Origin of the sequence: Shinella yambaruensis, assembly GCF_022899355.1 — a bacterium.
Lineage (GTDB): Bacteria > Pseudomonadota > Alphaproteobacteria > Rhizobiales > Rhizobiaceae > Shinella > Shinella yambaruensis.
Genome location: NZ_JALJCK010000003.1, coordinates 201,063 through 214,810 on the forward strand (window position 1 = coordinate 201,063; position 13,748 = coordinate 214,810).

Consider the following 13,748-nt stretch of genomic DNA (forward strand, 5'->3'; position numbering starts at 1 on the left):
TTCCCAGACCAACACCCTTTCGCAGGGCAGGTCCCCTCTCCCCGCTTGCGGGGAGAGGGCTAGGGTGAGGGGCAATTCCCGAAACGCTTCTACGCCCTCTCGAAGCCGCGCGCCACCTCCCAGTCGGTGATGCGGCGGTCGTATTCTTCCTGCTCCCATTCGGCTGCGCGCACATAGTGGTCGACGACGTCGTCGCCGAAGGCCTCGCGCAGCATGTCGGATTCCTTCAGCGCGGCGGCCGCGCCGCGCAGGGTCTTGGGGATCTCGCGGATGTCCTTGCCGCCATAGGCGTCGCCCTCGAAGGGTGCCTCCAGCTCCAGCTTCTGCTCGATGCCGGCCATGCCGGCCGCCAGCAGCGCCGCCATGGCGAGATAGGGGTTGAGGTCCGATCCGCCGACGCGGCATTCGATGCGGATGCCCTTGGTGCCCTCGCCGCACAGGCGATAGCCGGCGGTGCGGTTGTCCTTGCTCCAGATCGCCTTGGTGGGCGCGAAGGTGCCGGCGACGAAGCGCTTGTAGGAATTGATGTAGGGCGCGAGGAAATAGGTGATCTCGCTGGCATGGGCGAGCAGGCCCGCCACATACATGCGCATCAGCTCCGACATGCCGTATTTGCCGTCCTTGTCGAAGAACTTCGGCTCCTTGCCGTCGAGGCTCCACAGCGACTGGTGGATGTGCGAGGAGGAGCCGGCCAGGTTGTAGTTCCACTTGGCGAGGAAGGTGACGGCCTTGCCGCGCTGCCAGGCGATCTCCTTGGTGGCGTTCTTGATGATCGAATGCCGGTCGGCCATGGTCAGCGCCTCGGCATACCGCACGTTGATCTCCTCCTGGCCGGGCGAGGCCTCGCCCTTGGAGTTCTCGACCGGAATGCCGGCGCCCTGCAGGCCGTTGCGCAGCGCCCGCATGACATCCTCTTCCTTGGTGGTCTGGAAGATATGGTAGTCCTCGTTGTAGCCGGACGCCGTGCGCAGGTCGCGGTAGCCGCTCTCGCGCGCATCGTCGAAGGTCTGGTCGAACAGGTAGAATTCGAGCTCGCTCGCCATGAAGGGCTTCAGGCCCATGGCCTCCAGCCGCTTGACCTGCTTCTTCAGCACGGCGCGCGGCGAGTGCGGGACCTCGGCATGGGTGTGGTGGTCGAGCACGTCGCAGAGCACGAGCGCGGTGCCTTCGAGCCACGGCAATTTGCGCAGCGTCGCAAGGTCCGGCTTCATCGTGTAGTCGCCGTAGCCGGCGGCCCAGCTCGTCGACCGGTAGCCGGGAACGGTCTCCATCTCCATGTCGGTCGCCAGGAGGTAGTTGCAGCTGTGCGTCTCTTCATGAGCGCTGTCGATGAAATACTGCGCGTGGAAACGCTTGCCCATCAGGCGCCCCTGCATGTCGACGAGGCATGCCAGAACGGTATCGACGCGGCCCTCGGCCACATCCTTCTTCAGGTCGTCAAAACTATAGGTCATGGTCATCGGTGGCGGTCCTGGCGGTTGCTGCTTCATGCCGGACCGGGCTTTGCCGGCCCGGCCCGGAGGGATTGGATGCGATCAGCCGTTGACGTAGGGCGGACCGGCCTTGTTGATGATGGCGTTGTAGTCCTCGAAGATCTTCACCACCTTGGCGGCCGTCTCGCTCTGGCCGGCGATCTCCTTCCAGAACACCTTGGCCGCATCTTCCACGACCTTCCACTCCTCGGCCGGAATGCTGGTGAGCTTCAGCTTCGTGCCTTCGGCGCGCAGCTTCGCCTCGCCGCCCCAGTACCACTGGTCGCGGTAGTTGTTGCCGGCCTCGATCGCCGTCAGGACCAGCTTCTTCAGGTGGTCCGGCAGTTCCGCCCACTTCTGCTCGTTGACGAAGAAGGAGCCGATCCAGGCGCCCGAGATGTTGTTGGTCAGGAAGTGGTCCGTCACGTCGGCCCAGCCGACCGTGTAGTCCTCGGTGATGCCCGACCAGGCCATGCCGTCGAGCTCGCCGGTCTGCACGGCGACCTGCGCGTCTTCATAGGGGATCGTCACCGGCACGACGCCGAACTGGCTGAGGAAGCGGCCGGCCGTCGGGAAGGTATAGAGGCGCAGGCCCTCGAGGTCCTTGACGGAGGTGATCGCCTTCTTGGTGTTGAAGTGGCAGGGATCCTGGCCCGAGGAGGAGAGCCAGACGACGCCGCCGACCTTCTCGTAGGACGACTTCCAGATGTCGGCGAGGCCGTATTGCTTGAAGAGCACCGGCACGTCGAGGATCTGCTTGGTGGCGAGCGGGAAGTAGCCGCCGAAGGTGGCGACGTCCGCCGGGGACGCCATGGAATCGTCGTCCGAATGCACGGCATCGATCGTGCCGGCCTGAAGCGCGCGGAACAGTTCACCCGTCGGCACGATCTGGTCGGCGAAGTAGAGCTCGATCTCCAGCTCGCCCTTGGCGGCGGCGTTGATTGCGTCGATGATCGGCTTGGTGACGTGCTCGCCGAGCGCAGCGCCCGCATAGGTCTGGAAACGCCACTTGATGGCGGTCTGCGCCTTCACGATGGCGGGGGCGGAAAGCGTGGCGGCGCCGGCCGCGCCGATTGTGACTGCCCCGGCCCGTGTCAGAAATTGCCGTCTGTTGGTCATATCTCTATCCCTCTGGTTAAACGTCTCGCTTTTGCCGGGAACGGCCGTTCATCCCGGTCGGTCAATCGTCTTTTCTTCTCTCGGCCTCATTCTCCCTTGCAGGCCGGCGGCTGCCGCCGCCGGCGAACCGGTCATTTGGCGTAATAGTGGTTCGGCAGCCACGTCGCGATCTCCGGGAACACGCCGATGATGATCAGGCTCGCCAGCATGATGCCGACGAAGGGCCAGATCGAGCGGTAGATGTCCCGCATGCCGATCTCGGGCGGCGCCATCGCCCGCATCATGAACAGGTTGTAGCCGAAGGGCGGGGTGATGTAGGCGATCTGGCAGGTGATCGTGTAGAGCACGCCGTACCACACGAGGTCGAAGCCGAGCTTCTGCACCAGCGGGATGTAGAGCGGCGCGACGATGACGAGCATGGCCGTGTCGTCGAGGAACATGCCCATGACGAGGAACGAGACCTGCATCAGCACCAGGACCTGCCAGGGTTCCAGGCCAAGGTCGCCGAGGAAGAAGCGCTCGATCGACTTGACCGCGCCGAGACCGTCGAAGACGGCGCCGAAGCAGAGCGAGGCGATCAGGATCCACATGAACATGCAGGTGATGCCGAGCGTCTTCTGCAGGACGTCGTTCCACAGGCGCACGCTGAGGCGCCCGCGCCACCAGGCGACCAGCGCCGAGCAGATGGCGCCGACGGCGGAGCTTTCCACCAGGCTCGAAATGCCGCTGAGGAACAGCCACATCATCAGCGCGAAGATGCCGAGCGGCACGATGCCGGCAGACAGGAGCGCCACTTTCTCGCGGAAAGGCACGTTGCGTTCCGACGGCGGCAGGGCGGGGCCGAGCGCCGGGTTCACGCGGCAGCGCACATAGACGTAGATCGCCATCAGCGCCGCCATCATCAGGCCCGGCAGCACGCCAGCGAGCCAGAGCTGGCCGACCGGCACGCGGGCGATCATGCCGTAGAGCACGAGCACGACGCTCGGCGGCAGGAGGATGCCGAGCGTCGAACCGCCCTGCACGACGCCCGTCATCATGACCTTGTCGTAGCCGCGGCGCAGCAGCTCCGGCAGCGCGATGGTGGCGCCGATCGCCATGCCGGCGACCGAAAGGCCGTTCATGGCGGAGATGACGACCATGAGGCCGACCGTGCCGAGCGCAAGGCCGCCGTTGATCGGCCCCATCCAGACGTGGATCGCCTTGTACATGTCCTCGGCGATGCCCGATTCCGACAGCATGTAGCCCATGAAGACGAACATCGGCACCGTCAGCATCGGATACCATTTGACGAGCTTCATCACCGAGGCGAAGCCCATTTCGGAGCCGCCCGTGCCCCATAGCAGGAAGGCCGCGACGACGCCCACGAAACCGATGACGGCAAAGACCCGCTGCCCGGTGAGCAGCAGCACCATCATGCCGGCGAACATCGTGATTGCGATGAATTCGTAGCTCATGCGATGGGCCTTCCCCGCAACTCGGCGATATCCTTGAAGAGCGAAGCGGTGGCCTGCGCGAGCATCATCACGACACCGAAGGTCATGACGATCTTGATCGGCGCCATATAGGGCGCCCAGGCGGTAAAACTCTTTTCCTTGAACTGGATGGCATAGGTCGTGCTGGTGATGCCGCCATAGAGCATGAAGCCGAGGAAGACGATCAGCGCGATCGCCGTGACGGTGTCGAAGGCCGCCCGCTTCTTCGCCGACCAGGTGCCGTAGAACAGGTCCATCCGCACATGGTCGCCGGTCTGCATGGCGAAGGCGCCGCCGAGCATGTAGTAGGCCGCCATGGTGAACTGCGCCGATTCCAGCGTCCAGTTCGCCGGCAGGTGGAAGGCCTTCGAGACGGAGGAATACAGCAGAATCGCGAACATCGCGAAGATCAGGTACATCGCGAAAAGGCCGACACGCCGGTTGAACGTGTCGACAAAGCGAACATAGGTCTTGATGAAATCAGGCATGGCCCCTGCCCCCGTTCCGGACGACGGCAATCTCAGTCGGGCCGGGCCTCCGATATGACAACGCAAGCATCCGCTTGGCCTCTCCTGTTTGTGTTCTTCTCCGTCTCCACGGATGTCGTTCCCCGGGTCTTTGTTATTGGATTGCGGAAAGGCTCTTTTTGAGCAGTCCCGCCAGATAATCGGCCACGACCCTTTGGCCGGCTTCGTCCTTCACGAGGTCGTTGCGGACCTCGATCATCACATTGGCAAGGCCGTTGGCAAGGCCGTGCTCCCTCAGCGTATGCGTCACCCCGTCCTCCGGTCCATACGGTTCGTTGCGGCGGATATCGAAGGGCCCGGCGCTGCCGGCCGCCGCCAGCATGGCATCGGCAAGGCGCGTGTCGGCATCGTGCAGGATGCCGATCTCGACGGCGCGCGGCTTGCCGAAATAGACCGGCGTGAAACTGTGCATGGTGACGATGACCGGCGCCCTGCCCTCAGCGATCCGGCTCTTCACAAGGCCGGACAGCCTGTCGCGGAACGGCAGGTAGAGCGCTTGCGTGCGCGCATCGCGCGCCGCCTGGTCGAGCCCGGCATTGCCCGGAACGGCGAAGACCTCGCTCTTTTCCGGCATGGCGGCCGGCGATTCCGGCGGACGGTTGCAATCGTAGACGAGGCGGGAGAATCGCTGGAAAACCAGTGTCGCGTCAAGGCTTTGCGCCATGAGGCGCGAGACGGCGAGCGCGCCCGGATCCCAGGCGATATGGCTTTCGAGCGCTTCCTCGGTGAGGCCGAGCGTGCCGAGCGCCTTCGGCAGCAGCCGGGATGCATGCTCGCAGACCAGGACGACCGGACCGCGGGCAACACCATTCTCCAGGGCGACGGGGTCGCCCTCCTCTCCAGTCAGAATTCCCATCAGCCTGATCCCCTCGACCGGCTCTTATCATTTATGAAGAGAATTCTTCACAGCCTTGCCGCTGTCAACGGGGTAGTGAAAAAATCTCTTCAAAAAAACATTTGACTCGAATTGTGACAGCGATGTTTAATTTCCCGAACTCCGGCGAAGACCGGAGCGCAGGGGAACAATTTGACACTCAACCAAGCATCCATGACGGTGTCGGATGTGATCAGTGCCCATTTCGACGCGTTGACGCGCGCCGAAAAGCAGCTGGCCACGTCATTGCTCGACAACTATCCCGTCTCCGGCCTCGGCAGCATCACGACGGTGGCGGAAAACGCCGGCGTGTCGACGCCCACGGTCGCCCGCATGGTGCAGAAGCTGGGATTTCGCGGTTTCCCGGATTTCCAGGCCCGCCTGCACCATGAGCTGGAAGCCACCCTGTCGAGCCCGATCAGCAAGCACGACCGCTGGGCGGCCAGGGCGCCCGGCACGCATATCCTCAACCGCTTCGCCGACGCGATCATGACCAACCTGCGCCAGACGCTCTCGCAGGTGGAGACCGCCGACTTCGACAGCGCCAGCGCCCTCCTCGCCGACCGCCAGCGCAGCATCTACATCATCGGCGGGCGCATCACGAAGGCGCTGGCCGACTACCTCTTCACCCATCTCCAGGTCATCCGCCCGAACGTCACGCAGATCGCCGCCAATCCCAGCTCCTGGCCGCACTACGTCCTGAACATGAAGGCCGGCGACGTGCTCGTGATCTTCGATATCCGCCGCTACGAGCAGGAGATGGAGACGCTCGGCCGCGTCGCCCGCGAGCGCGGCGTCGAGATCGTGCTCTTTACCGACCAGTGGGCCTCGCCCGTCGCCAAGGTCGCGGCGAAGGTCTTTCGCGTGCATATCGAGGCGCCGTCGGCCTGGGACTCGTCCGTCGTGACGCTGTTCATCGTGGAGGCGCTGATCGAGGCCGTCCAGAGTTCGGGCTGGGAGGAAACCAGCGGCCGAATGAAGACGCTGGAGGGCCTCTTCGAGGCCAGCCGGCTGTTTCGCAAACCAAAACCGGAGGTTCCCGGAAAGCCCTGATCGACATCCGAAAAAAACGAAATAAAACTGTCACATAAGCTTCATCTGCCGCCAGTATCAGCTTCGCCGAAGTTGACTGACTCACAAAAGGAGAACACCCGTGATGTCACATACGAAACGTCTGCTTTCGCTCTCCACCGCGCTGGCGATCGCCGTTCCCTCGCTCGCCTTCGCCGAGCCGAGCGCCGAGCTCATCGAGGCCGCAAAGAAGGAAGGCATGCTGACGACGATCGCGCTGCCGCACGACTGGTGCGGCTATGGCGAGGTCATCGCCTCCTTCAAGGCCAAGTACCCGGAAATCCAGGTCAACGAACTGAACCCGGATGCCGGCTCGGCCGACGAGATCGAAGCCATCAAGGCCAACAAGGACAACAAGGGCCCGCAGTCGCCCGACGTGATCGACGTCGGCCTGTCCTTCGGTCCGTCGGCAAAGGCCGAAGGCCTGCTGCAGCCCTACAAGGTCTCCACCTGGGACGAGATCCCGGACACCATCAAGGATCCGGAAGGCTACTGGTACGGCGACTACTACGGCGTGATGTCCTTCTTCGTGAACAAGGACCTCGTCGAGAACACGCCAAAGGACTGGGCCGACCTGCTGAAGCCGGAATATTCCGGACAGGTCGCGCTTGCCGGCGATCCGCGCGCCTCCAACCAGGCCATCCTCGGCGTTCTGGCCGCCGGCCTCGGCAAGGATGCGAAGGCCGGCAAGGAAGCCGGCGAAGCGGGCCTTGCCTACTTTGCCGAAATGAACAAGGCCGGCAACTTCGTTCCGGTCATCGGCAAGTCCGGCACGCTGGCGCAGGGCTCCACCCCGATCATCATCGCCTGGGACTACAACGCGCTCGGCTGGGCCAAGACCCTCAACGGCAACCCGCCGACGGAAGTCGTCGTTCCGGAAAAGGGCGTCCTTGCCGGCGTCTACGTCCAGGCGATCTCGGCCTATGCGCCGCATCCGAACGCCGCCAAGCTGTGGATGGAGCACCTCTATTCCGACGAGGGCCAGCTCGGCTGGCTGAAGGGCTATTGCCATCCGGCACGCTTCAACGCCATGGTCAAGGCCGGCAAGATCCCGCAGGACCTGATCGACGCGCTGCCGCCGGCCGAATCCTATGAGAAGGCCTACTTCCCGACGCTCGAGGAAGTGGACGCCAACAACGCCGCCGTGACCGGCGCCTGGGACTCGGTCGTCGGCGCGAACGTGCAGTAACGACAACATCCCCCGTCGCCCCGGCCCGTCGCCGGGGCGACGATTGCGGTATGCCAATGACGGCAACCCCATGAGGCCAACTTAATGTCATCAGACAGCTCAGCAGCACCGCCCCCCGCGCGGGCGCCCTTCCGCCTCCCGCTGCACTGGCTCGGCGCGGCGCCGTTCGCGATCTTCGTCCTGTTGTTCCTGATCATGCCGACGATGCGCATCGTCGTCGGCGCCTTCCAGACGCCGGACGGAAGCTTCACGCTCGACAATATCCGGGGCCTGTTCACCACCTCCATCCTCTCGGCCTACTGGATATCGATCAAGATCTCCATCGCCTCCGCCCTGCTCGGCTGCCTGATCGGCTTTTCCGTCGCATCCGCCGTGGTGCTCGGCGGCCTGCCGAAATGGATCCGCGGCCCGCTCCTGACCTTTTCCGGCGTCGCCTCCAACTTCGCCGGCGTGCCGCTCGCCTTCGCCTTCCTTGCGACACTCGGCCCGGTCGGCCTCATCACGGTGTTCCTGAAGTCCCAGCTCGGCATCGACCTGCGCGCGCTCGGCTTCAACATCCTGTCCTTCTGGGGCCTGACGATCACCTATCTGTTCTTCCAGATCCCGCTGATGATCCTCATCATCACGCCCGCGCTCGACGGCCTGAAGCGCGAATGGCGGGAAGCGGCGCAGATCCTCGGCGCCACGAACGCGCAATACTGGCGCATGGTCGCCTTCCCGATCCTGCTGCCCTCCTTCCTCGGCACGCTGGCGCTGCTCTTCGCGAACGCCTTCGGGGCCGTCGCCACCGCCATCGCGCTCACCGGTTCCTCGCTCTCCATCGTGCCGATCCTGCTCTTCGCGCAGATCCGCGGCGACGTCTTGGGCAACCCGCATCTCGGCTATGCGCTCGCCTTCGGCATGATCGTCGTGACGGGCATCGCCAACACGATCTACATCTGGCTGCGCGCCCGCAGCGAAAGGTGGCTGAAATGAGAAAGTTCTGGGCCTGGGGCGCCCTCATCTTCGGAATGCTCTATTTCATCCTGCCGCTGCTCGGCATGACCAACTTCTCCCTGAAAATGCGCCGCGGCGTCTATTCGCTGGATGCCTATGCCGTCGTGCTCGGCGATCCGCGCTTCCAGGCGACCTTCACCTATTCGATCCTGATGGCGCTCGCGACCATCGTCTTCGGCGTGCTGCTCGTCGTGCCGACCGCCTACTGGGTGCGGCTGAAGCTGCCGGGCCTTCGTCCCTATATCGAATTCGTCACGCTGCTGCCGCTGGTCATCCCGGCCATCGTCATCGTCTTCGGCTATATCCGGCTCTACAACACCTCGAGCTGGCTGCCGCTGACCGGCTCGATCACCGGCACGAACATCCTCCTGATGTTCGGCTATGCAACGCTGGCGCTGCCCTACATGTACCGCTCCGTCGATACGGGCCTGCGCTCGATCGACATCGCGACGCTGACGGAAGCGGCTCAGAGCCTCGGTGCCGGCTGGACGACGATCCTCGCCAGGATCATCCTGCCGAACGTGCTGGTCGCGGTGCTGTCGGGCGCGTTCCTCACCTTCGCCATCGTCATCGGCGAGTTCACCATGGCCGCCCTGCTCAACCGTCCGGCCTTCGGTCCCTACATGCAGCTGCTCGGCGCCAACCGCGCCTACGAGCCGGCCGCGCTTGCGGTCATGTCCTTCGCGCTGACCTGGGGCTGCCTCGGCCTGATCCAGCTTGTTTCCCGTTTCCAGAAGGGCGCGCAGAGCGCGACTTAAGGACTTTCCATGAGCTTTCTCACCCTCACCAGCCTCCAGAAGTCCTTCGGCCCCGTCCAGGTGGTCAAGGATTTCAACATGTCGATCGAAAAGGGCGAGTTCATCTCGTTCCTCGGCCCGTCGGGCTGCGGCAAGACCACCGTGCTGCGCATGATCGCCGGCTTCGAGACGCCCTCGGGCGGCGCGATCACCATCGACGGCAGGAGCCAGCAGAACCTGCGCCCCAACCAGCGCAATATCGGCATGGTGTTCCAGGCCTACGCCCTCTTCCCGAACATGAACGTTGCCGAAAACGTCGCCTTCGGCCTCAAGGTCGCCGGCCGGCCGAAGGCCGAGATCGACGCGCGCGTCAAGGAGATGCTCGGCCTCATCAAGCTCGACCACCTCGCCGACCGCTACCCCTACCAGATGTCGGGCGGCCAGCAGCAGCGTGTGGCGCTCGCCCGCGCACTCGCGCCCAAGCCCCAGGTCCTCCTGCTCGACGAACCGCTCTCCGCCCTCGACGCCAAGATCCGCGTGTCGCTGCGCGAGGAAATCCGGCAGATCCAGCAGCAGCTCGGCATCACCACGGTCTTCGTCACTCACGACCAGGAAGAGGCCCTGTCGATCTCCGACCGCATCGTCGTGATGAATGCCGGCAAGGCGGACCAGATCGGCAAGCCCGCGGACATCTACAACCGTCCCGCCACCCGTTTCGTCGCCAACTTCGTCGGCACGCTGAACCTCATCGAGGCGAAGGTCGTCGATCCCGCCGCCAACCGCGTCTCGATCGGCGACCAGGGCGTGACGCTGCGCGAGCCGCTCGGCAATGCGAAGGCCGGCGACACCGTCTCGCTGGCGCTGCGCCCGGAAGCCGGCTCGACCGCCCCCGACGCCAGGGGCGACACGGCGCTGACGGGCGAGGTCGTCTCCTCGAACTTCCTCGGCTCGGTCATCCGCACCCGCATGAAGGTCGGCGACAGCATCATCTCCTTCGACATGTTCAACAGCCCCGGCCTCGTGCCGCCGACGGTCGGCGAGACGGTCACGCTGCGCTTCACGGCCGGCGATCTCCTGGTCATCCGCGACTGAGCGTGCCGGCACGGCCGCGAAGCGGTTTTCCAGGTTTCGGCCGTGCTTTGGAAAAATCTGTCGTGAATTGCGCCTTTTGCGTCGCCCGCGGATTTGATCTGCGGGCTTTCGCCGGCTAGTCTCCCATCGTTCTCAGGGCGGGGTGAAACTCCCCACCGGCGGTATCGGGCGTCAAAACCCGGAGCCCGCGAGCGCCTTGCCCCAAAGGCAAGGGTCAGCAGATCCGGTGCGATGCCGGAGCCGACGGTCACAGTCCGGATGGAAGAGAGCAAGCAGGAGCCACCCGCCCGCAGCGGCGGGGCCGCGTCCTGCGTGTTCGCCCAAGGGGACCGTTGCAAAATGGCTCAACCCTTGAAAGGCCTCGACATGAATGTGAATGCCACCCCCGCCGCCCGCATCGCCGTCATCCGTGCCCGCTGGCACGCCGGCATCGTCGACCAGGCGGTCGATTCCTTCGTCGCCGAATGGACCGCGCTCGGCGGCCGCGCCGAAGAGGTCGACATCGTCGACGTGCCCGGCGCCCTCGAAATCCCGCTGCATGCCCAGCTTCTCGCCCGCACCGGCCGCTATTCTGCCATTCTCGGCGTCGCCCTCGTGGTCGACGGCGGCATCTACCGCCACGATTTCGTCGCCGGCACCGTGGTGGACGCCATCGTGCGCGTCGGCCTCGACACCGGCGTGCCGGTGCTCTCGGCCGTGCTGACGCCGCACAATTTCCAGGAATCGGACGCCCACATCGCCTTCTTCCGCGACCATTTCGTCATCAAGGGCAAGGAAGCCGCCAACGCCGCCCGCCAGATCATCGACGCGCGGGCGCAGGTGGCGCTGGCGACGGTCGCTTGAATCACGATTTGAAGACGCGGAATCGATCCGTCAGGATAGGCCCGCAAGCCTTTGAAAAGGCTCGATGAAGCCCGGCAGCGATGCCGGGCTTTTCCTTTGCACCTCCCTCTCCTCCGTCATCCTCGGGCTTGACCCGAGGATCCACAGCCGCTCGTGACCGTGTGTGCCGTGGCGCATGGATCCTCGGGTCAAGCCCGAGGATGACGGAGGAAGAAGGGGAATGGTCCCGCCTTCGCTAACGACACCCCTGTCGCCCCGCCTACCCCTGAAGGTTCTTCAGATAGATCGACAGCAGCTGGATCTGCGAGGAGATGCCGAGCTTGCGGTAGACGTTGCGGCGATGGACCTTCACCGTGCCGGTGGAGATGTCGAGCTTCAGGCCGATCGATTCCGACGAATGTCCCTGCAGGACGAGCTCGATGATCGAGGCCTCGCGGTCCGTCAGGTTCAGCTTGCGCCACACCCTGTCGGCCGCGCTCAAGGGCTCGCTCCGCCGCCCCCGCCCCTGGCCCGTCTCCGCGAAGCGCCCGGCAAGCCCGCTCCAGGCGCGCCGCACCACGGCGGCGACGAAGGGTTCTGCATCGCTGAGCAGGGCGAATTCCGGCGCGGGGAAGACGCCGGTCTTCTCGCGCCGCATCAGCGAGACCACCACCGTCACGCCGTCGTCCACCGGCACGAAGAAACCGATCTCCTCGGCAAGCCGGGTCTGCGAATAGTAGGTGCGGAAATATTCGCTGGAGAAGAACCGGTCCGGCGCCAGCTCCCGCATGCGGAAGACGCCGGCGCGGCCGGCGCGCGTCGTGCGGTAGAACGGATCGAGCAGGTAGGGTCCGGCCTGGTAGAGCGTCACGAAGACGTGGTGGTCGTCCGCATCGAAGGTGCTGAAGAGGTCGATCGGCCGCGCCTTCTCGTGATAGGCGAAGATGACGATGTCGTCGAAGCGCACCAGCGCCCGCATCATCGCAAGCAGGGTCTCTCCGGTCTGCCGGTCGGAGCTCTCCGGCGCGCCGGCCCAGTCGGCCAGGGTGCGAAAAAGTGCCGTGAAATCGACCCGCATGGCGCCGCTGCTCCCCGATTTCCCCTGCGGCAGCCGGAATGGACTGCCGCCGGATATACTCCTTCCACAGCCGATTTACGGATAAAATACCTCTCTCGGGGTATATACCACCCATCGGCCGCTGACTAGCATCCCCCTCGACGGTGGCCAAGGCGGCAGAGATCGCCAAGAGACCAACAACCGCAGGGAACAGACGTGACATCCGCCCCAACGAACGACATCGAGTTCCGTTCGGTGACCAAGCGCTATGGCGCGGTGACCGCGGTCTCCGACATCAATCTTTCCGTGCCGAAGGGTGCCTTCGTCGCACTTCTCGGTCCGTCCGGCTGCGGCAAGACCACCTGTCTTCGCATGATCGGCGGCTTCGAGCAGCCGAGCGAGGGCGAGGTGCTGATCGCCGGAAAGGTCGCCAACGGCGTTCCGGCCTATCGCCGCCCGGTCAACATGGTCTTCCAGCACTATGCCCTCTTCCCGCATTTCGACGTTGAGCGGAACGTCGCCTACGGGCTGCGGCAGCTGCGCCCGAAGCTGCCGGCGGCGGAGATCGCCCGCCGTGTCGGCGAGGCGCTGGAGATGGTGCGCCTCACCGGTTTCGCCGGGCGCCGCATCCACGAAATGTCCGGCGGCCAGCAGCAGCGCGTGGCGCTCGCCCGCGCGCTCGTCAACAAGCCCTCCGTGCTACTGCTCGACGAGCCGCTCGCCGCGCTCGACAAGAAGCTGCGCACCGCCATGCAGATCGAGTTGCAGACGCTGCAGCGCGATCTCGGCATCACCTTCGTGCTCGTCACGCACGACCAGGAGGAGGCGCTGTCGATGAGCGACCTCGTCTGCGTGATGAGCGCCGGCCGCATCCGCCAGCTCGCGACGCCGCAGGAGGTCTACGACCGGCCCGCCGATCTCTTCGTGGCCGATTTCGTCGGCAAGACGAACCGATTTGCCGGCACGCTGGAAGCCGGCGGCACCGTGCGCCTCGGCAATGGCGCGGCCCTGCCCGCAGCGCGCGCCGATCTTGCGCCGGGCGCGGTCACGGTCGCGCTTCGCCCGGAGGCGATCCGCCTTTCGCGCGGCACGGCCGGCGCGACCACGCTGGAAGGCACGGTCACGCATCGCATCTTCCTCGGCTCGGCCGCCGAGTATTCCGTCGCCGTCGACGGGCTCGGCGACCTGCTCGTCACCGCCGAACGCCACAGCCAATCGCAAAACGACCTCGTCGCGCCGGGCGAACGGGTCGCCATAAGCTTCGATCCCGGCCAGACGCATATCTTTCCGGCCTGAGGGAAACAGGCCCAACAGGGGAAC

At 64.9% G+C, this 13,748-nt stretch carries 13 protein-coding genes and 1 riboswitch; of the genes, 7 read left to right on the top strand and 6 right to left on the bottom strand.

Features of this window, described 5'->3' with window-relative positions; translation table 11 throughout:
* Positions 1-89: 89 nt before the first annotated feature.
* From MUU56_RS08180 to MUU56_RS08200, 5 genes are all read right to left on the bottom strand, one after another.
* Positions 90-1,454 carry a glutamine synthetase family protein gene (locus MUU56_RS08180; RefSeq protein WP_398431879.1) on the bottom strand — a complete coding sequence of 455 codons (1,365 nt, stop codon included), beginning with the start codon at positions 1,452-1,454 and terminating at the stop codon, positions 90-92.
* Positions 1,455-1,535: 81 nt separating this feature from the next.
* Complete coding sequence (locus MUU56_RS08185) at positions 1,536-2,591, bottom strand: TRAP transporter substrate-binding protein (RefSeq protein ID WP_244766822.1); 1,056 nt, start codon at positions 2,589-2,591, stop codon at positions 1,536-1,538.
* A gap of 131 nt (positions 2,592-2,722) precedes the next feature.
* Positions 2,723-4,045, bottom strand: coding sequence for a TRAP transporter large permease (locus MUU56_RS08190; protein WP_244766823.1), 1,323 nt, complete (start codon positions 4,043-4,045; stop codon positions 2,723-2,725).
* Complete coding sequence (locus MUU56_RS08195) at positions 4,042-4,551, bottom strand: TRAP transporter small permease subunit (protein ID WP_244766824.1); 510 nt, start codon at positions 4,549-4,551, stop codon at positions 4,042-4,044. Before MUU56_RS08195 ends, MUU56_RS08190 begins: the two co-directional genes overlap by 4 nt.
* A gap of 133 nt (positions 4,552-4,684) precedes the next feature.
* Positions 4,685-5,449: an N-formylglutamate amidohydrolase gene (locus MUU56_RS08200; protein ID WP_244767150.1), complete on the bottom strand. Its 765-nt coding sequence runs from the start codon at positions 5,447-5,449 to the stop codon at positions 4,685-4,687.
* A gap of 189 nt (positions 5,450-5,638) precedes the next feature.
* Between MUU56_RS08200 and MUU56_RS08205 the strand changes: the two genes are divergently transcribed.
* The 6 genes from MUU56_RS08205 to MUU56_RS08230 all read left to right on the top strand — a co-directional run bounded on the left by MUU56_RS08205 (position 5,639) and on the right by MUU56_RS08230 (position 11,392).
* Entirely contained in the window at positions 5,639-6,517 is an 879-nt protein-coding gene (locus MUU56_RS08205; RefSeq protein WP_398431877.1) for a MurR/RpiR family transcriptional regulator, read from the top strand.
* Between the two features lie 100 nt (positions 6,518-6,617).
* The gene (locus MUU56_RS08210) at positions 6,618-7,724 is read left to right on the top strand and encodes an ABC transporter substrate-binding protein (protein WP_244766826.1); all 1,107 of its coding nucleotides are present in this window, start codon (positions 6,618-6,620) and stop codon (positions 7,722-7,724) included.
* A gap of 84 nt (positions 7,725-7,808) precedes the next feature.
* Complete coding sequence (locus MUU56_RS08215) at positions 7,809-8,699, top strand: ABC transporter permease (RefSeq protein ID WP_244766827.1); 891 nt, start codon at positions 7,809-7,811, stop codon at positions 8,697-8,699.
* A complete protein-coding gene (locus tag MUU56_RS08220; RefSeq protein ID WP_244766828.1) occupies positions 8,696-9,478 on the top strand; it encodes an ABC transporter permease in 783 nt (260 codons plus the stop codon). The genes MUU56_RS08215 and MUU56_RS08220 overlap by 4 nt, the downstream gene beginning before the upstream one ends.
* Before the next feature lie 9 nt (positions 9,479-9,487).
* Positions 9,488-10,549, top strand: coding sequence for an ABC transporter ATP-binding protein (locus tag MUU56_RS08225; protein WP_244766829.1), 1,062 nt, complete (start codon positions 9,488-9,490; stop codon positions 10,547-10,549).
* 124 nt (positions 10,550-10,673) lie between these two features.
* A riboswitch (FMN riboswitch) is annotated at positions 10,674-10,823 on the top strand.
* Positions 10,824-10,888: 65 nt separating this feature from the next.
* A complete protein-coding gene (locus MUU56_RS08230; protein WP_398431792.1) occupies positions 10,889-11,392 on the top strand; it encodes a 6,7-dimethyl-8-ribityllumazine synthase in 504 nt (167 codons plus the stop codon).
* 259 nt (positions 11,393-11,651) lie between these two features.
* Here MUU56_RS08230 and MUU56_RS08235 read toward each other — a convergent pair whose 3' ends face one another.
* On the bottom strand, positions 11,652-12,449 hold the full coding sequence (locus MUU56_RS08235) for a helix-turn-helix transcriptional regulator (protein WP_244766830.1): 798 nt from the start codon (positions 12,447-12,449) through the stop codon (positions 11,652-11,654).
* Between the two features lie 195 nt (positions 12,450-12,644).
* Here MUU56_RS08235 and MUU56_RS08240 point away from each other — a divergent pair, with 195 nt between their 5' ends.
* Positions 12,645-13,724 (top strand): ABC transporter ATP-binding protein, encoded by a 1,080-nt coding sequence (locus tag MUU56_RS08240; protein WP_244766831.1) that lies wholly within the window; start codon positions 12,645-12,647, stop codon positions 13,722-13,724.
* The last annotated feature ends 24 nt before the right edge of the window (positions 13,725-13,748 follow it).